Annotated in this window: 10 protein-coding genes and 8 pseudogenes; 15 read left to right on the forward strand and 3 right to left on the reverse strand. The window is 46.0% G+C overall.

The features are described 5' to 3' along the window. The first annotated feature begins 14 nt into the window (after positions 1 to 14). The 7 genes and pseudogenes from PKHYL_RS02235 (at position 15) to PKHYL_RS02265 (ending at position 7,969) form a co-directional block, all read left to right on the forward strand. Positions 15 to 943: pseudogene (locus PKHYL_RS02235) on the forward strand (ABC transporter substrate-binding protein). A 469-nt stretch (positions 944 to 1,412) separates the two neighbouring features. Then, entirely contained in the window at positions 1,413 to 2,147 is a 735-nt protein-coding gene (locus PKHYL_RS02240; protein WP_071002335.1) for an ABC transporter permease, read from the forward strand. A 12-nt stretch (positions 2,148 to 2,159) separates the two neighbouring features. After that, positions 2,160 to 2,884: pseudogene (locus PKHYL_RS02245) on the forward strand (ABC transporter permease). A gap of 192 nt (positions 2,885 to 3,076) precedes the next feature. After that, positions 3,077 to 3,706: a fumarylacetoacetate hydrolase family protein gene (locus PKHYL_RS02250; protein WP_425301319.1), complete on the forward strand. Its 630-nt coding sequence runs from the start codon at positions 3,077 to 3,079 to the stop codon at positions 3,704 to 3,706. A gap of 283 nt (positions 3,707 to 3,989) precedes the next feature. Continuing rightward, positions 3,990 to 6,216: pseudogene (locus tag PKHYL_RS02255) on the forward strand (PhoX family protein). 258 nt (positions 6,217 to 6,474) lie between these two features. Next, the gene (locus tag PKHYL_RS02260; protein ID WP_240365882.1) at positions 6,475 to 6,732 is read left to right on the forward strand and encodes a hypothetical protein; all 258 of its coding nucleotides are present in this window, start codon (positions 6,475 to 6,477) and stop codon (positions 6,730 to 6,732) included. A 37-nt stretch (positions 6,733 to 6,769) separates the two neighbouring features. Continuing rightward, positions 6,770 to 7,969: a GPI inositol-deacylase gene (locus tag PKHYL_RS02265; RefSeq protein ID WP_240365883.1), complete on the forward strand. Its 1,200-nt coding sequence runs from the start codon at positions 6,770 to 6,772 to the stop codon at positions 7,967 to 7,969. Positions 7,970 to 8,004: 35 nt separating this feature from the next. Here PKHYL_RS02265 and PKHYL_RS02270 read toward each other — a convergent pair whose 3' ends face one another. From PKHYL_RS02270 to hslO, 3 genes are all read right to left on the reverse strand, one after another. Beyond that, a complete protein-coding gene (locus tag PKHYL_RS02270; protein WP_071002332.1) occupies positions 8,005 to 8,436 on the reverse strand; it encodes a hypothetical protein in 432 nt (143 codons plus the stop codon). A 234-nt stretch (positions 8,437 to 8,670) separates the two neighbouring features. Then, on the reverse strand, positions 8,671 to 8,892 hold the full coding sequence (locus tag PKHYL_RS02275) for a hypothetical protein (RefSeq protein WP_071002331.1): 222 nt from the start codon (positions 8,890 to 8,892) through the stop codon (positions 8,671 to 8,673). A 103-nt stretch (positions 8,893 to 8,995) separates the two neighbouring features. Beyond that, positions 8,996 to 9,976: an Hsp33 family molecular chaperone HslO gene (hslO, locus tag PKHYL_RS02280; RefSeq protein ID WP_071002330.1), complete on the reverse strand. Its 981-nt coding sequence runs from the start codon at positions 9,974 to 9,976 to the stop codon at positions 8,996 to 8,998. Between the two features lie 407 nt (positions 9,977 to 10,383). Between hslO and PKHYL_RS02285 the strand changes: the two are divergent. The 8 genes and pseudogenes from PKHYL_RS02285 (at position 10,384) to PKHYL_RS02320 (ending at position 19,192) form a co-directional block, all read left to right on the forward strand. Continuing rightward, positions 10,384 to 11,370, forward strand: a pseudogene (locus PKHYL_RS02285) (glutamate/aspartate ABC transporter substrate-binding protein). 89 nt (positions 11,371 to 11,459) lie between these two features. Beyond that, positions 11,460 to 12,206, forward strand: a complete 747-nt coding sequence (locus PKHYL_RS02290) for an amino acid ABC transporter permease (RefSeq protein WP_071002328.1) — start codon at positions 11,460 to 11,462, stop codon at positions 12,204 to 12,206. Continuing rightward, a pseudogene (locus tag PKHYL_RS02295) lies at positions 12,203 to 12,874 on the forward strand (ABC transporter permease subunit). Before PKHYL_RS02290 ends, PKHYL_RS02295 begins: the two are co-directional and overlap by 4 nt. A gap of 175 nt (positions 12,875 to 13,049) precedes the next feature. Next, a pseudogene (locus PKHYL_RS02300) lies at positions 13,050 to 13,782 on the forward strand (amino acid ABC transporter ATP-binding protein). Positions 13,783 to 14,112: 330 nt separating this feature from the next. Further along, positions 14,113 to 14,610 carry an FAD-dependent oxidoreductase gene (locus PKHYL_RS02305; RefSeq protein WP_240365884.1) on the forward strand — a complete coding sequence of 166 codons (498 nt, stop codon included), beginning with the start codon at positions 14,113 to 14,115 and terminating at the stop codon, positions 14,608 to 14,610. Next, positions 14,507 to 15,373: an FAD-dependent oxidoreductase gene (locus PKHYL_RS02310; RefSeq protein WP_240365885.1), complete on the forward strand. Its 867-nt coding sequence runs from the start codon at positions 14,507 to 14,509 to the stop codon at positions 15,371 to 15,373. Before PKHYL_RS02305 ends, PKHYL_RS02310 begins: the two co-directional genes overlap by 104 nt. Before the next feature lie 305 nt (positions 15,374 to 15,678). Then, positions 15,679 to 17,456, forward strand: a pseudogene (locus PKHYL_RS02315) (AMP-binding protein). Between the two features lie 192 nt (positions 17,457 to 17,648). Next, positions 17,649 to 19,192 (forward strand): annotated as a pseudogene (locus tag PKHYL_RS02320) (carboxyl transferase domain-containing protein). The last annotated feature ends 56 nt before the right edge of the window (positions 19,193 to 19,248 follow it).

Below are 19,248 nucleotides of genomic sequence, written 5' to 3' on the forward strand. Positions count from 1 at the left end.
ACCCAAGGATGATCATGAGCAATCACTGTGTTCCAGTCCGTGCTACGACTGGCAAATCTATTATTAGCGCTATGACGAGCAGTCGTCTATCTGTGTCATTGCTCGCACTGGCGACTATTTTTACCATCTCTGGCTGTAGCAATAGCCAGAGAATGCGGCCGATACCAGTTCTGATACGACCGAAACAAAGGCAACTAAGGATGACGTACTTCGTATTGGTACGGAAGGGGCGTATGCACCTTTTAACTATACCAACGCCGATGGGACACTGGGTGGTTTTGACGTTGAGATAGCCAATGCCATCTGTGCCGATATGCAGGTAACTTGTGAGATTATGGCGCAAGATTGGGACGGTATTATTCCTGGTCTAAAAGCCGGTAAGTATGATGCGATTGTCGCGGCGATGTCCGTTACGCCAGAGCGTGCAGAGCAGGTTAGCTTCACTGATCCATACTTTAGCAATACCTTGGTTTTTTGGCCAAAAAAGACAGCAGTTTTGACCCTAGTAACCAAAGCGACATCGACGCTCACTCGATTGCCGCGCAGCGCTCGACCATCTCATCACAGTGGTTCGAAGACAAGTATCCAAACGCTGACATGAAGCTTTATGATACGCTGAGCAATGCGTTTTTGGATCTAGGATCAAACCGCGTCGATGCGATGATCTCTGATAAGTTGCCTGCGATAGAGTGGCTGAGCTCTCCTGCTGGTAGTAAATATGCACTAAAAGGTGACGAGATTGATATCAATGATAACTTTGCGATAGCAGTACGCCCAGGCGATCCGCTACAAGCAAAGATCAATCAATCTTTAGCCAATATAAAGGCCAATGGTACGTATGACAAAAATCAATCAACAGTATTTTGCTATACCAGAATCTGCGATGCAGACCTCAGATGCAGACACGCCTGAGCAGCCAGTCGCAGAGACCGCCGGTCAGTAATTTTACCAGCTGCACGCTACGGCTTTCATAAGAAAGGTTTATAGCCAATAACAGTTGATTGTTTCTTAATAAAAGGATATTACCATGATGGTGATGTCCTTTTTATTATTCCATAAACGTATCGTATGGTCGTGGCATAGTCATCGTTATTCACTATTCGCTTTACTCAAATTTAGTCAGTTCGTTTCAAGCGTATTTGCCCAAGTATCTGTTTAAGTACGGTTTAGGCACAGCTTTTACGCGTCAGGATTAACATCACGGCGAGCGAATATGATAAAATCAGCGCTCATTTCTACTGTGTCAATTATCGCAGCGCCAACCGTATTGCTCTGACTTCATTTTTTTTGACGACGACCATCTGTATTAAGGTGGTATAAAATACGGTGATGGACTGCGTTCAGCTATTGATGCTGATTCTTTTAACTCATATTTTGCAAATTGCTAATATAAAGAGACTGAGTGGATAATCGTGTTTGACTTACAAGGATTTGGCGCGCTTTTATTAAGCGGCGCTACCGTCACCATACAGCTTGCCGTGACCAGTTTAATCATTGGTCTGGCCTTAGGCTTGCTCGGCGCAACCGCAAAGATGTCCAATATCTGGTTGCTGCGTAAGCTTGCGACTGTCTATACTGCGACGATGCGCGGTATTCCTGAGTTGCTATTGGTGCTCTTTATTTATTATGGCGGCTCAATCTTATTGATGAGCATCCTCAAAAAGTTCGGCTACAACGACTATGTCGAGATTAGCGCTTTTTGGGGCGGTGTTATGGCGCTGTCGATCGCGTTTGGGGCGTATGCGACTGAGATTTTTCGCATGTCGATTCAAGAGATTCCGATAGGGCAACGAGAAGCGTCGCAAGCGATTGGTATGCGTCCTTTTCAGACCTTTTATCGCATTACGTTGCCGCAAGTATGGCAGATTGCATTGCCAGGTTTGGGCAATTTATTTTTAGTACTGCTCAAAGACACGGCGCTGGTGTCTGTGGTGGGTCTCAAAGACATCATGTATCAGTCGTCGCGTGCTGCCCAGTCAACACAGCAGCCGTTTACCTTTTATATGGCAGCAGCGATTATTTATTTGGGTCTGACCATGTTGATTACTGGCTTTATGATGTGGCTTGAGTGGCGCGCCAATCCAGCGGCACGCTATGCCAAAAAGATAAGCCGTCAATCCACTCACAGTCAATCGACCATAGGATAGAGGAGAGATACTATGGATTGGAATTGGCAGGTCATTTTTGATCATATACCTGATTTACTGGGCGGTGCGGTACTGACTATACAGCTGGTCGTGATCTCAGGTATTGTCGGATTGTTTTTTGGTTTGATTCTAGCGCTGCTGCGCTTGTCGAAGAGCTGGTTAGTACAGATATTGCCATTTCTTTATATTTTCTTTTCCGCGGTACGCCGCTGCTGGTGCAGATATTCCTGATTTACTATGGTCTTGGTCAGTTCGGGGCGGTGCGTGAGTCGTTTTTATGGGAGCCGGTGCTCAGTCAAGCATACTGGTGTGCGATCATCGCCTTTACCCTAAATACCAGTGCATATCTGGCAGAGATTATACGCGGTGCGATTCAGACGATACCTGTCGGTGAGCTTGAGGCGGCCGATGCGCTTGGTATGTCAAAATGGCAGAAGCTGACACGTGTAACGTTGCCGCGTGCGTTTGGTATTGTGATCCCAGCCTACAGTAATGAAGTTATCTTTATGCTAAAGGGCAGTGCGCTCGCATCGACCATCGCGTTGATGGATATTACGGGGGTGGCTCGTACGATCAGTGCGCGTACCTATACGCTGATGGAGCTGTTCTTTGCCGCGGGTATCGTTTATCTTGTGCTGTCATGGGTTATCTTGTTTAGCTTTAGACTGTTTGAAAAACGTATGAACCGACACGCCAGCTATGTGCCACCAGATGTGGTGACCAACACGATTCCATAGAGAGTCACTGGTCATGAATGGTCGCCAAGATGACAATAAAGGTGACGGTAGACAATATAGTAGGGATTGCTGAAAAATATTTATCATTTATAGGGAGAGTCTAGTATGAGCCAATCGCCACATATGTCATTAGCAAATGCCATCACCGCTGGGGTCAGTGAAGAACAAAGCATTGATAACCACAATGAGCGTCTGCGTAGCTCTATTGGCAAAGTCGTCTGCGTGGGGCGTAACTATGCGGCGCATGCAGAAGAGCTTGGCAATGAGGTGCCATCATCACCCATATTGTTTATGAAGCCCGCCTCTTCTGTGGTATCTACTCGCCATGATGTGATCCGTCCCAATCCAGAGATATTTGGCGGGACGCATTACGAGGCTGAGCTATGTATTCAGCTGTCATCTGACCTGTCGATGGCAACGATTGAAGAGGCACAGCAGGCGATTGGCGGGATGACCTTGGGGCTGGATTTGACCTTGCGTGATTTGCAGAGCACCCTTAAAGAAAAAGGTCATCCATGGGAGCGTGCCAAGTGTTTTGATGGGGCCTGTGTGCTTGCTGACTGGATCGACCCACAAGCCTTTGGCAATCTTCAGAATGTACATTATCAGCTCATCATCAATGATAAGCTGGCGCAAGACGGTGATAGTGCTTTGATGCTGTTCCCTGTCTATGAGCTGCTGGTCAACATCAGCCATGCTTTTAGCTTACAGGCAGGTGATGTGATTATGACTGGCACACCAAGCGGCGTGGGTGTACTACAAGCAGGCGATAAGCTCAAACTAACATTGGGTGCTCATGAATGGGTAACACAAGTGCAGTAAGCTTGCTAAATGAACCAGTACTAGTCGTCATAAATATTAAAAAGCCTTGAGCCATTGCTTGGGGCTTTTATTTTTTAGACTTTATATATTTTTTCAAAATTTTTTAATACTTATATCTCTCAATAATTGTTTGTACAGTTATTTGTCATCAGTTTGTCATCTATCGTTCAGCGTGCTGTCATAAAGAGTCAGTAGACTTAAGCGGAATTCGTATTTTTGTGGTTGTAATGTGACTCCGCGACCCACTCTCCGCCAATCTAGCCCAATAGCAAGGTGACTGATAATGACATTATTGAATAAAGAACTAGAGCTCGCTCACGAAATCGTTGAAGATTCAAACCCTACTAATAATACTGATTTTCAGACAGTTATCAACCGCCGTCTGAATCGCCGTAGTATTCTAAAAGGTGGTACAGGGTTGACGGCAGCAGCGTTTTTTGGCGCGCTACCTTTGGTTGGTTGTAGTGATGACGATGACAATATCAGCAGTCCTATTATCGAAGATGGCAATGATGCTGCTATTCCTGCGCAGGGTGATTTGAAGCGTCCTGAAACCTTAAAGTTTAAGGCCGTAGCGCACTCAACTGCTGAGACGATGACGGTGGCAGAAGGTTACAAGGCAGAGATGATACTGCCGCTTGGCACACCGCTGATGCCTGGCCTTGACGACTGGAAAGACAATCGTGAGCAGTCGGCAGAATCATTTGAATGGCGCATGGGCGATAACCATGATGGCATGTGGTTTTTTGGCAAAAACGGTAATGCCTACGATGCCAAAGCCTCAGAGAATGGCCTACTGGTTATGAATCACGAATACGTCAATAGTGAGGAGCTAAGCCCGTTTGGCTATTATGTCATCGAAGATAAAGATGCTGCGCCTTTATTCCAACGCCGCCGCCTTGCCAGCGATGTGCGCCGTGAAGTCAACTGCCATGGTGTGGCCGTGGTTGAGATGAAGCGCCGCGCAAATGGCATGGGCTATGAGATGGTGCCAAACTCCAAATACAATCGACGCATCACCAGTAGTACGACCGCACAGTTGGCAGGCCCTGTGGCAGGTTCTGATTTGGTCAAAACCAAGTTTGACCCAACAGGTTTTCAGACGCGCGGCATTAATAATAACTGCGGTGCAGGCTTGTCACCTTGGGGCACTTACCTGACCACAGAAGAGAACTTCTTGGGTGTGTTTGCGCGCGGACAAGATGCCAGTCAGTTAAGCGCCAGTGATAACTATGGTCGCGAGCGTTACGGTGCACCAGAAAACTCTCCAGGCTCTCGATATCTATGGCACACGCCTGACGCCAAAGACGCCATCATCACAGACGAGTTTTCACGTTGGGATATGACCGCTGTTGGTGCTAGTGCTGCTGATGATTATCGTAATGGTTTCAATACCTTTGGCTATATCACTGAGATTGATCCGTTTGACCAAAACTCTACACCGCAAAAACGTACCGCCATGGGTCGATTTGCCCATGAAAACTGTGCCTATGCACCCGTTAAGCAAGGCAAACCTGTGGTATTTTATATGGGTGATGACGCTCGAGGCGAGTATATTTATAAGTTCGTCTCCAAAGCGATGTGGTCAAATGCGGATATCGGTGGCGGGCTCAAAGCTGGTGACAAATACCTGAATGATGGTACGCTATATGTTGCCATATTTAATGAAGATGGCAGCGGTGAGTGGAAAGCACTTGTTCAAGGTCAAAATGGACTAGATGCCTTCAATAGTGCGTTACCATTTAATAGCCAAGATGAAGTGCTGGTCTATGCTCGCGCTGCTGGCGATACCGCTGGCGCCACCAAGATGGATCGACCAGAATGGGTATCGGTCAGTCCTATGACGGGCGATGTCTATGTGACATTGACCAACAATAAATATCGCGGTGTGCGTGAGGACCAACCTTTATCAGCTGCTAACCCGCGTAGCTATCAAGTCAATGGCAAACCAAGTGGTAATGACAACGGTCATATCATTCGCTGGGCAGAGACGGGCGGCGATCATGCCGCAACCAGTTTTGAGTGGGATATCTATCTGTTTGGTGCACCAAGTAACTTGTCCGCAGAGAATTTATCGCAGTTAAGTGCTAGCAATGATCTGTCTTCTCCCTGATGGTTTGTATTTTGATCCACGTGGTGTGTTATGGATTCAAACGGATGATGGTGCGTATACCGACACTACCAGCTGTATGCTGCTTGCGGCATTACCGGGCAAAGTCAGCGATGGTACTACCATCACGACGTCAGCAGGACAGCAAACACGCATTGGCATGCCGGCTAGTAACGACAATATCAAACGCTTCTTTGTCGGCCCTGAAGGCTGCGAAGTCACCGGTATTACCATGACACCAGATTTCAAAACACTGTTTATCAACATTCAGCATCCAGGTAATACATGGGGTGCGGTCGCTGGCGGTAGTACTCCGCGCTCAGCAACAGTCATGATTACCAAAGAAGACGGCGATGTCATATTGGCGGAATCATTTGAGTCGGCAGCCAGTCCGGCATAGCTCGGTAAGCGCTAGATGACAAAATAGTAGAAATGGCAGAAAGGCGTATTCACTAAATAAAAATCCCAAGTTTCGGCTTGGGATTTTTTCTTTGATGCATGTAGTAGTTAATGCTTTAACAATAATAAAGATACCGTTTATCATCCATACATCTCTTTTGGTCACAAACGAACGCTAAAACTAAATTATTCGCTTCTATTTGCGACTGTTAAAGGATAGTATAGAAAAACACCCTTTTTCGCTAAACGTGCCAATACTATGAGCAGTCAAAATTTGTTTTATAACAACCGTATTAGTGACAGTAGCGCTCAGAATGATAGCAGTTATACGCGTAATCGCCATGAGCTTGATGCCCATTTTTTCTCAGCTGATAGCGTGCCACGGCATGGTGATTTGTATGAGCAGATAGATCAACTCGAAGCCATCGATATGGATGAGCTGGTCAAATTATTGGCAGACGCAGAAGACAATGAGGAAGCGACCAAAACCCCTGTCTCTTTGGCGGATTTTTTTTGAAGGGTTGGCGCAGCTTGCGACCATGGGAGTGGTTGAGATGACTGAAATCGTCGAGTCCATTCATCGTGAAGTCATCTTGCGTCCCTTAGGCCGGTTCAATGATAAGCACCTAAATAAATGGCAGCGCGGTTTCACTGGGCGCACCTATGGTACGATACGTCATATCATGCTCATGGTCGGTAACAATCTGGCCTCGGTACTACGAATATACAAAAACTTCATCGTGCAAAAAACAGCTCAGCCACTACCTGACTCACTAAAAAAGCTGGTCAACGTCATCAATGGTGTCATGGGTGATCATCTGGTCAACAATCAAAATGCGCTCGCAATTCCGATGATGTTATACACCAAAGAAGGCAAGCCCCAAAATGAGCGGCTATCAGGGCGGATTGTCATTTTGTGCCATGGCTTGTGCATGAGTCACTTAAGCTGGCAGTCGCAAGAAGGCAATAATCTGGGCGAGGCGATTCATATCAGCCAGCCTGATACCACCGTTCTGTACTTAGATTACAATACAGGTCGACGTATCTCACGCAGTGGTCGTAAATTCTCTCAATTACTACAGGACGTGGTCGATAATAACCCAAATATTACTCAGATAGATTTGGTGGGTCATAGCATGGGCGGCTTGGTGGCGCGCAGTGCGCTGTTTTATGGTGAGCAAGAGCGCCTAGATTGGATAAAGCGCGTGGGCAATCTCATCACCTTAGGTTCACCGCATCATGGGGCAGTGCTTGAGCGTATCGGTAATTATGTGCAAGACATCATCGCCAAGTTGCCATTTGCAGGCTCACTTGCAAAGCTCGGTGATATGAGGAGTGCGGGTATCATTGATCTGCGTCATGGCAGTATTCGTGACGCTGACTGGAAAGCCTTAGAGGGACGCAGCGTATTACCACAAGACTTTCGTCATCCTGCGCGCCTGCCAAGTGGTATCAAAACTTACTTTGTCGCCAGTGCATTGATTGAGACACATTACGAATCTAAGATGACGGATTTGCTAGGAGACAGCTTGGTATCGGTCGCATCCGCGTTAGGTGAAGATGATGCCGAGCATGCGTTGTTTGTACCAGATGGTCATAAAGCGGTGTTTTATGGCGTCAATCATCTTAACTTAATCTATAGCAGACGAGTGCGTGAGCAAGTCGTTGAATGGCTGCTCGATAATGGTCTAAGCGACTATGCTGGACGTCCGCGCATACATTCTTACCCTAGAAGTTTGTCTGTGGCGGTGTAAGCTGGTGTTATTTAGCATTAAATGTATTAGTAGTTTTAAAGGTAAGTATGGTTGATTTTCTTATTAAGCTTTAAGGAGTCACTTTTTATTTGCTCTAAAACCTCATTTAACTGGTCTATATTCTTTAGAAGCAAGTTACCTTGAATATTTTGCAGCCCTGTCTTTTCTTTATATGAATTTTTCTCACTTTCTGCAAGAAGATTTTTGATTTGCCCATTATTGTTGGTAGCTTGCGATAAAAAGGCTTCTCCCATAATATTGAGAGTTTTGTCTAAATTTTCTTTATTATATAAATCAAATTCTGTTCTGTAATGTACAAGCCAAATTAGAAATTTTTTGGAAAGGTCTGGGCTTATGACCGTAATATTTTTTGAAATGCTTTTATCTATAGCCAAATATGTTGTAGATAACTCAGTATAAAGCCCTGACATTAAAAACCAATGACCTATCTTACTTTCTGTAGTCATTTCATTCCAGTTAGGAAATTTTGGGTGAGTTAGCTTTTCAAATGTAATAGTTAAGCTTAATAGTTCATCATAAACTGCTATTTTTCGATCAAATAACTTTTAATATAGTGAATTCAGTATAAAAACGATACAGTGGGACTGGGATAAATTTTTCGCAGCATCGAGCAGCGTAGGCACAGCACGCAAGGAAGATTTAGACCAGTTCCACCTTGATATATAATGTATCTGTTTTATTTAGGATTGACTATATGTTTGCTGTGATATTTGATGAAAATGCTCATTTTTAGTGAGTAGTTTTTCATGATCTTGTTCAAGTCGTTTTAAACGCTCATCAATAGCTGCTTGCTCTTTTCGTCCAATTCTTTCAAGGTAAATTTTACCGAGGTAGATTATAAGCCCACCTAAAACAGCATTGCCACCCAAATTGATAATCAATTCTTGCCAAAAACTACTCATAGCAACTACCCATACTTTAAAGACTTAGTATAGAACAAAAAACCCCCAAGCATCACACTTGAGGGTTTTTTTATGAACAATGGCTTACGGTGACAAAGCAAAACTACTCAGCAAATACCGCTGCTACGTCGTCTTTGTTGAATTTATAGACTTCACCGCAGAATCCGCAGTCCATCTCAAACGTACCGCCTTGCTCTTCGACGATATCTAACGCTTCTGCTTCGCCGATTTGTTCGATGGCCATCTCACATTTCTCGCGTGAGCACGTGCAACCAAACGTTAGGGGAACAGGCTCAGGGGCGACAACGTTTTCTTCGTGATACAAGCGATACAGAATCTCATTGGCATCCAATGTCGTCAGCTCTTCTGCCTTGACCGTGCGCGTCAACACGCTTAGACGTGTCCATAGATCATCGTCGATACCTGCATCTTGGTTTTGCTCAACTTCAGACGTTTCTTCTGCAGTACGCGGTAACATCTGTACCAAGATACCACCCGCTTGCAAGCCATCAGATGCTAGGTTAATGAGCGTTGGAATCTGTGCTGATTGCTTTTGATAATGCGCCAAGCAATCTGCCAGATTGTCATGGCTACGCTCAACGATACCTTGGTACGCTTCGCCACCTTCAGGGTGAATATTAATGAACAATACCCCTTGTCCCATAGCACCCAGCTCAGCAAAGGCATCTTTGGCATGGATCATATTGTCCCAAGCCTGCACTTGCTCGTCCGTCTCGCCTTTCCAGCTGGCAAGCGCACGGATGATACCGTCTTGATCGCATTCTGCCATCGCCCAATTCAGCAAGCTATCGCTGTCTGATGACTGCAATTGGATAGAGAGACGACCGTTAATTTTGACGGTACTGATAAGTAAACTCGCTGCCGTCAGCATCTCGCCCAATAAGCGTTTGATGGCTTCAGGGTAGGGCTTTTGCGCAATCGTACTGGCGTAACTGCGTGATAGGCGCACCACATCGCCGCGCACGGGCGAGTCTTCAATAAAAAAACGTTGGCGTATGTCGTTGTCGCTATGAGTGCCAGCAGTTTGGCTGTCCGTGTTAGGGACTTGAGTATCTTGTGTCATAAGTCATTTGTAGTATTAAGAAGTTGTTAGCTTTATGGGGACTATGGCCAATTTATCAATCGTAGCAACCACAATATTATGGTCACAATGTTTTCTTGATTATATGTACCAATGAGGGACAAATCTAGGTATGAATGAGTCAGCTATCTGTCTATTTCTATAGTGATGCAGTAATTGGGAACCAGCGGCTTTTAGGTAAAAAATAAATATATTCCAAAATATCACCTCCTTCAAAAAAAACTTACCATCTAACACAAATTTGTTGTACAGTAACATTGAGTTGCATTGTGACAAACAACAGCAACAACTGTACGGATGCGGGGCAATGAGATCGGTCAATCAGACTCGTGTCTTCAAAGCACTCATTCAATCTTGTGTTAAAAGCTTGTGATAAAAGGATGTATTCCATGACCCACTTATTTTCTAAACCGTTGACTTTGGCGGCCTTTATGGCGTTGGGCTTAGTTGGTTGTAACAACAGTAGCCAGACCACAGCCGAAGCGCCAGCTGCAGATGATGCCACCACGACAGAAGCTGCTGCCACGGATACCAACGGCACGCTACAAAAAATCAAAGACTCTGGCACCATCGTCGTCGGTCACCGTGACTCCTCTATTCCATTTTCTTATATCGCTGATGATCCTAATCAGCCTATCGGCTATGCCCACGATTTAGAAATGAAAGTCGTTGAAGCCGTTAAGCAAAAGCTAAACATGCCAGATCTCAACGTCCGTTATAACTTAATCACCTCACAAACGCGTATCCCATTGGTACAAAAACGGCACGGTGGATTTTGAGTGTGGCTCAACCACCAACAACGAAGAGCGCCAAAAACAGGTGGCATTCTCTAATGGTTTCTTTGAGATTGGTACGCGTCTATTGACCAACAAAGACTCTGGTATTCAGAATTTTGAAGACCTAAAAGGTAAAACCCTTGTCACCACGGCAGGTACGACCTCAGAGCGTTATATCCGTCAGTACAATGATGACAACAAAATGGATATGAACATCATCTCAGCAAAAGACCACGGCGAAGCCTTTTGATGTTAGAAAATGGTCGTGCTGATGCCTTTATGATGGATGATGTGTTGCTCGCGGGCGAAAAAGCCAAAGCAAAAAATCCTGATGAATGGGTTATCGTTGGTGAGCCACAATCGTTTGAGATTTATGGCTGTATGATGCGTAAAGACGATCCTGAATTCAAAGCTGTGGTCAATGAAGCGTTAAATAATGTCTTTAGCTCAGGCGAAATCAATAGCATTTATGACAAATGGTTCTTGAACCCAGTCCCACCGAAAAACGTCAATCTAAACTTTGAGATGTCTGACAACTTAAAAGCGTTGATTGCCGATCCGCATGACGGTGCTCAGCCAAAAGCGGCGACCGCTCAATAAGCTCTTTGTCCCTCAATATGGCTTGTCTATAGGTCAGATATTATGTTTCTGACCTATAGGCTTATGAATCGCTGCTCGGAGAGACAACCATGAATTATAGCTGGAACTGGGGTGTGCTCTTTGAGCAAACTGGTATCGGTAACGAGCTTTATATCCATTGGATGATTACAGGTCTTGGCTGGCTGCTATTGATCGGCAGTATCGCATGGGCCATCGCCATGGTCGTCGGTACCATCTTAGGCATCATGCGCACGCTGCCGAGCAAGACGGCGCGAGCGATTGGTACGGCTTATGTGACATTCTTTCGCAATATTCCACTGCTAGTACAATTGTTTTTTTGGTTTTACATCGCACCCGGCTGGCTGACGCCAGCAATACAGGAGTGGTGGTATAAGGACTTGTCGCCGAATACCTCAGCAATGCTATCGGCAAGTATCGGTCTTGGCTTATTTACTGCTGCTCGTATCGTTGAGCAAGTTCGTACAGGGATTGAATCCCTACCTGATGGGCAGACCAATGCCGCATATGCACTGGGTTTTAGTATTCCGCAAGTCTACAAAGAAGTGCTGCTACCACAAGCCTTTCGTATTATCTTGCCGCCGCTTAGCTCGGAGCTGACCAACTGTTTTAAAAACGCCTCTGTGGCTTCCTTGGTCGGGGTGATGGAACTGATCAGTCAAACCAAAACTATCAGTGAATACACGCAGAACAGTATTGAGATTTATACCTACGCGACGATTATTTACCTCGTTTTCAATTTATCATTGATTGCTCTGATGGGGCTTATCGAGCGTAAATTGCGTGTGCCTGGGCTTATTGCGGGAGGTCAGAAATGAGTATGATGACCGAATTGGCAACAGCCTATCCTGGTTTGATGGGCGGTATGATCACCACCTTAAAAGTGCTGTTCTTGGCAATTATTGGTGGTATCAGCCTAGGCACGATACTAGCATTGATGCGCTTGTCTGGTATCAAAGCGCTTGAGGTACCTTCTAGGCTATACGTCAACTATTTCCGCTCAGTGCCGCTGCTCTTGGTACTACTGTGGTTTTATTTTGCTGTACCGATGATTTATTTTTGGATAGCAGGTAAGTATCTACAAATCAATGCCGCTTTTGCCTCTTGTGTGGTGGCCTTCATGATGTTTGAGGCCGCTTACTTCTCAGAAGTGGTGCGTGCAGGTATTCAATCGATCGGTAGCGGTCAGGTCAATGCTGCCAAAGCGCTTGGCATGACTTACGGGCAGACCATGCGTCTGGTCATCTTGCCGTAAGCCTTTCGCAAAATGCTACCGCTAATTTTGCAGCAGTGTATTATTTTATTCCAAGATACGACGTTGGTGTTTGCTATTGGTTTGACGGATTTTTTCCGCGCCGCCTACGTCCGCGGTGAGCTCATGGGCTTACTTACCCCTTATATCTTAGGGGCGGGTGCTATCTACTTTGTGATTAGCTTAAGTGCGTCTATGGGCGTGCAGCAGCTACAAAAACGCTTGCGGTTTTAATAGATGTCTCGCTTAGGATTTTGAGCGTTAAGATTGTGGTTTGGTATTTTGATTTAATTTTTAAACGACGGTTATCGATAATAATGTGGTTAGGGAGCCAGTGATGAGCAATGCTGATACATACATAAATTCCTTTGGTGGACTGGTGACTAACAATGGCCATGCGACGGATGAAATGGTCATTCAAATGTCCAATGTCAGCAAATGGTACGGCGACTTTCAAGTACTAACTGATTGTACTGCCCACGTGCATAAAGGGGGATGTGGTCGTCGTTTGTGGCCCTTCAGGTAGTGGTAAATCGACGCTGATTAAGACCGTTAATGGGCTTGAGCCTTTTCAAAAAGGTGAGATCATGGTCAACGGCATCTCTGTCGGTGATTCAAAGACAAATCTGCCTAAACTACGTAGCCGTGTTGGAATGGTGTTTCAGCATTTTGAATTATTTCCGCATTTGACCATTATTGATAATTTAACGGTTGCCCAAATCAAAGTATTGGGGCGTAAAGAAAGTGAGGCGAAGCAAAAGGCCATGGCGTATCTAGACCGCGTTGGTCTGACGGTACAAGCGGCAAAATACCCAGCCGAGCTCTCTGGCGGTCAGCAGCAGCGTGTGGCGATTGCACGCGCGCTTGCCATGGATCCTGTGGCGATGCTGTTTGATGAGCCAACCTCAGCGCTCGATCCTGAGATGATTCAAGAGGTGCTTGACGTCATGGTCGAGCTGGCGCGTGAGGGCATGACCATGATGTGCGTGACCCATGAGATGGGTTTTGCCAGTCAGGTTGCCAATCGCATTATCTTTATGGATGAAGGGCATATCGTTGAGAACTGTAGTAAAGACGAATTCTTTGAAGGGGCAAAAAGCGATCGTGCGCAGATGTTCTTATCGAAGATTTTGAATCATTAACCATCTTGGCTGTATTTACGCTAGTGCTTAAAATATAAATGAAATCATCAATAAAGAGCGTCTATTAATAGGCGCTTTTTTATGGGCGTTAATCTAGCAATTTGGTTTATAGTCAATCAATATTAAAAGTGGTACAAGGCAGACGAGTGCAAGCACTACAGTAGTAGGCTAAACGAGTCTAACGCTGTAACGCTTTAATAGTGGTTCGACTATAGATGAATATGTGATTGGTTATACGGTTAGATAGGTGAGTGCATGTCTGTTTACTGATACAATGGCGCTCATACTTGTTGATAATTAGAATAATTCATAAACCATATTGGAGTTTTTATGAGCGTAGACAATCTATCTGTAGCATCGGCAACCTCATCAAAAAACGGCGTTGTCATCATTGGCGCAGGCTTGGCAGGCTGGCATGTGATTGATGCGATTCGTGCAAAAGATGCAGATATTCCGATTACCTTGATCACCTCCGATAGTGGCGATCGTTATCACAAGCCGATGCTGACCATGGCGATCAGCCAAAACAAGCGCGCATCAGACTTGGTACGAGCAACAGGTAGCGACGCGGCAAAAGCCGCAGGCGTGACCTTGCTTGCCAATACACAAGTCACAGATATCGATACAGCCACCCAGCAGTTACAGCTTATCTCTGCTAATAGGCCAAATCCCGCCCACACGGATTATGCGACGATCAGCTATGGTAAGTTGGTGCTGGCGATGGGTGCGCATCCTATTTTCCCCAAAAAGCTTGCCAGAGGATTTGGTCTGGCATGTCAATCATATCAAGCAGTTCGGTCAGCTACAAGAAAAGCTGGCAACTGGTAGCCAGCATGTCGCCATCGTTGGCGCTGGTATGGTCGGGACAGAAATCGCGGAAGACTTGCTAAAAGCAGGTCATCAAGTGACCTTGATTGATTTGAACGATGCGCCATTATCACAAATGCTACCAGCCAAAGCGACGGCACGTATTGCCAAAGCAATTGAGTCACAAGGTATTCAGTTTTTGGGCGGCTCTCAAGTCTCTGCTGTTACCCGCGTGAGTGGCAATGAAGACGGCAGCGATAGCGAAAAGCTAAGAGTAGACTACGCAGCGCTCGCCTCAACTGAAGATAATGCAGATGTAGAGCAACCTGAGCCGTTGATCGTAGACCATGTGATTGCCAGTACAGGTCTGACCGTCGATGGGCAGCTGCCAGCAGCGGCGGGCGTTACGTTTGACCGTCGTACGGGTATTGTGGTTGATGAATCGACATTGCGCACCGACACTGCACACATCTATGCCATTGGTGATTGTATGTCTATCAATGGGGTTGCTTGTCGTTATGTGGCGCCATTACGCGCACAGGCTGCGACCATCGCTGATGATATCTTAGGGCACGAGCACAGCGGTTATGATCATAAACCACCGATGATTCGTCTAAAGAACAAAGCGATTTCGGTGATGGTAACGGGTGTGCCAAACGCGGCTGGTAATTGGCAAGTGAAGACGGAAAGCGATGATGAACTCATCATGGACTTGCTAGATGACACTGATGCAGTGAGCGCGACCGTGACAATCAAAGCGCCTGCCACTCCCAAAGCCTCCTGATAGACTTGTTTAAAAAGCAAGTTTAAAAGATCACGTTACTGGTTGAGCCAGCCCATTCCTTATGATGGGGCTGGCTTTTTTATGTCAAAAACCTGCCATGATTTTATGTTACTTTTTACTAAGCATGAATATCGAATATCCAATTAAATGATACATACCGTATTGATATTGTTGACATGCTTTCATTTATAGCGTTATAGTAGTTGAATGCTATATCAAACCGAATCAAGGAAGAAGGTTTGCTCGCCAGCGATTAATCAGCACTATCTATAAATACTATAAAAAGTAAAACGAAAGGACTCGTTATGACTCAAAACTCTAATTTCGATGAGACTCACGTTGATTTTGACGCTATTTTGGATAATATCCCTAGTATCAATATGGGCGCACGCTCAGCAAATGCGCCGCTCACCCAAAGCTATGATAAAGGTCCTGATGTACCGCTGATTGAAGCGACCATCGGTGACTTTTTTGATGCTATTGTGTCCAAATATCCTGAGCGCGAAGCGCTGGTCGTCTGTCATCAAAATATTCGCTGGACATATCGTGAGCTACAGCAGCAGGTCAATCAGCTATCCAGTAGCATGATTGAGATGGGGCTTGAGATTGGTGATCGCATCGGGATTTGGTCACACAACAATGCTGAATGGTTGCTGATGCAACTCGCCACCGCAAAAGTCGGCGTTATTCTTGTCAATATCAATCCTGCCTACCGTACCTTTGAGCTGCAATATGCCCTGAACAAACTCGGCTGCTCAGCACTGGTGCTTATGCGCCATTTTAAAACCAGTGACTATGCCAGCTTGATTCGTGAGCTCTGTCCTGAGATTTACCATAAAGATTATACCCAGCTTGATTTGGTTGAGATTCCAACGATTGAACGTATCATTTGGATTGATGAGCCAGACTCTGATGAGGTCTTTGGTTTTATGCAAAAGTTCTCTGCATGGATGGCGGAAGGCGACGCCAACGATCCACGCGTGGCCGAGCGTCAAGCCCAGCTCAAAAATACTGATGCCATCAACGTGCAGTTCACCAGTGGCACGACAGGCACACCAAAAGGCGCAACCTTAAGCCATCGCAATATTCTTAATAACGGCTACTTCATTGGTGAGGCCATGAATCTCACGGAAGCCGACAGACTGTGCATTCCAGTACCGTTGTATCATTGCTTTGGCATGGTGCTTGGTAACCTCGCGATTCTCACGCACGGTGGTTGTATTGTCTATCCAAACGATGGCTTTGAGCCGTTGACGGTATTAAAAGCGGTTGAAGAAGAGAAATGTACGGGTCTACATGGCGTACCGACGATGTTTATCGCGGAGCTTGATCATCCTGAGTTTGAAAACTTTGATTTATCCACTTTGCGTACAGGTATCATGGCAGGCTCTAGTTGTCCGATTGAGGTCATGCGCCGCGTCATCGACAAGATGCACATGAGTGAAGTCACCATTGCCTATGGTATGACAGAGACCAGTCCAGTCTCTTGCCAGACCAATGAGTACACCCTCTTGAGAAGCAAGTCTCGACCGTAGGATTGGTACAGCCTGCACTTGAGGTAAAAGTGATCGACACCGAGACGGGCGAGATTGTGCCTATCGGAGAGACTGGCGAGCTACTCACGCGTGGTTATTCCGTGATGAAGGGCTATTGGGGTAGCCGTTTTAAAACGCGAGAAGCCATTCAAGATGGTTGGATGCACACGGGTGATTTGGCAACGATGGATGAAGACGGCTATGTGAAAATCGTCGGCCGGAGTAAAGACATGGTGATTCGCGGTGGTGAAAACATCTATCCGGTTGAGATCGAAAACTACCTTTATCGTCATCCCAAGATTCGCGATGTGCAAATCGTTGGCATACCCGACGAGCGTTATGGTGAAGTGCTCGCAGCATGGATTATTCCTAAAGAGCCGGGCTGCTTGACGGAAGAGGAAGTCCGTGAATTCTGCAGCGAGCACATCGCTCATTATAAAGTGCCTGCTTACTATCGCTTTGTCACTGAGTATCCAATGACCATCACGGGCAAGATTCAAAAGTATAAAATTATTGAGCAAATGAAAGAAGAGTTGGGTTTGTCGTAAGCTTATTTATCAGCTCTAAAACACTAAAGATGAACTATGTGGGTCATACTTAAAAAATAGCAGTTGGATCATTCATATAAAAGCTACTCGCATTTACGTATCTATGTATCAAAGAAAAGGGACATCATGAGCGCTATCATAACCAGTAAACTGAGTCCAAACTCAAGCGACTTTCAGCAAAACAGTGCGGCGATGCAAGCGATCGTCGATGATTTGTATGTACACTTGCGTAAAGTCGCCCAAGGTGGCTCAGAGCGCGCCCGTGCCAAGCATCTAGCACGTGGCAAGCTACTACCACGCGAGCGAGTTGAGCGTTTGCTTGATGTGGGTACGCCGTTTTTGGAAGTAGCACCGATGGCAGCGCATGACATGTATGGCGAAGAGATTCCAGCGGCTGGCGTGATTGCCGGTATTGGTCGTATCAATGGTATTGAGTGTATGATTGTCTGTAATGATGCCACGGTAAAAGGCGGCACCTACTACCCAATGACAGTCAAAAGCATTTGCGCGCTCAAGAGATTGCGCAAGAAAATCATTTGCCGTGTGTTTATTTGGTTGATTCAGGTGGTGCTAATTTACCCAACCAAGATGACGTATTCCCTGATAAAGAGCACTTTGGCCGTATCTTTTTTAACCAAGCAAACCTCAGTGCGGCAGGTATTCCGCAAATCGCGGTGGTCATGGGTAGCTGTACGGCTGGTGGTGCGTACGTGCCTGCCATGAGCGATGAATCTATCATTGTCAAAGAGCAAGGCACGATATTTTTGGGTGGTCCGCCACTGGTAAAAGCTGCAACGGGTGAAGAGGTGAGTGCAGAGGATTTGGGCGGCGGTGATGTGCATACGCGGCTATCAGGCGTGGTCGATCACTTAGCGCAAAACGACACGCATGCGTTATCAATCGCCCGTAACATCGTCAGTCATTTGAATCGCCCTGCCAAACACATTCCTAATCAAATCACACCGCGACCACCACGTTATGACGCCAAAGAGCTGTACGGCGTTATTCCAACGGACAAGCGCAAGCCATTTGATATCAAAGAAATCATCGCCCGTATCGTTGATGACAGTGCCTTTGATGAATTCAAAGCGCGCTTTGGCACGACATTGGTTTGTGGATTTGCTCATATCGAAGGGGATGCCTGTGGGTATCATTGCTAATAACGGCATTCTATTTAGTGAGTCGGCGCAAAAGGCACGCATTTCATCGAGCTGTGCTGTAAGCGCAAAATTCCATTGGTATTTTTGCAGAATATCACAGGCTTTATGGTTGGGCGCAAATACGAAAACGAAGGCATTGCTCGTCACGGTGCCAAGATGGTGATGGCAGTTGCCAATGCCAAAGTACCGAAATTCACCGTCATCGTTGGTGGCTCGTTTGGCGCGGGTAACTACGGTATGTGTGGCCGTGCTTACAGTCCGCGCTTTTTGTGGATGTGGCCAAATGCCCGTATCTCTGTCATGGGCGGTGAGCAAGCAGCGTCAGTACTGGCAACGGTCAAACGTGATAACTTTGATCGCAAGGGTGAGGCGTGGAGTGAGGAAGATGAAGCGGCATTTAAAGCACCAATTCGTGAAATGTATGAAGCGCAAGGTCATCCCTATTATGCCACCGCGCGCCTGTGGGACGATGGCGTGATTGATCCTGCTGATACCCGTCATGTATTGGCATTGGGACTGAGCGCTGCCTATAACGCACCGATTGAAGAGACGACTTTTGGTGTCTTTAGAATGTAAGCGCTAAGGTCTGCTCGTGATGAGAGAGTGGTGCGACAATCTTTTAAATACGATTC

Origin of the sequence: Psychrobacter sp. KH172YL61 (assembly GCF_007182895.1) — a bacterium.
GTDB lineage: Bacteria > Pseudomonadota > Gammaproteobacteria > Pseudomonadales > Moraxellaceae > Psychrobacter > Psychrobacter pacificensis.

Excerpts from the sequence above, each read along its gene's own strand:
- PKHYL_RS02260 (WP_240365882.1), top strand. The coding sequence starts at position 6,475 with ATGAGCAGTCAAAATTTGTTTTATAACAACCGTATTAGTGACAGTAGC.
- PKHYL_RS02265 (WP_240365883.1), top strand. The coding sequence starts at position 6,770 with ATGACTGAAATCGTCGAGTCCATTCATCGTGAAGTCATCTTGCGTCCC.
- PKHYL_RS02270 (WP_071002332.1), bottom strand. The coding sequence starts at position 8,436 with ATGACTACAGAAAGTAAGATAGGTCATTGGTTTTTAATGTCAGGGCTT.
- PKHYL_RS02275 (WP_071002331.1), bottom strand. The coding sequence starts at position 8,892 with ATGAGTAGTTTTTGGCAAGAATTGATTATCAATTTGGGTGGCAATGCT.
- hslO (WP_071002330.1), bottom strand. The coding sequence starts at position 9,976 with ATGACACAAGATACTCAAGTCCCTAACACGGACAGCCAAACTGCTGGC.
- PKHYL_RS02290 (WP_071002328.1), top strand. The coding sequence starts at position 11,460 with ATGAATTATAGCTGGAACTGGGGTGTGCTCTTTGAGCAAACTGGTATC.
- PKHYL_RS02305 (WP_240365884.1), top strand. The coding sequence starts at position 14,113 with ATGAGCGTAGACAATCTATCTGTAGCATCGGCAACCTCATCAAAAAAC.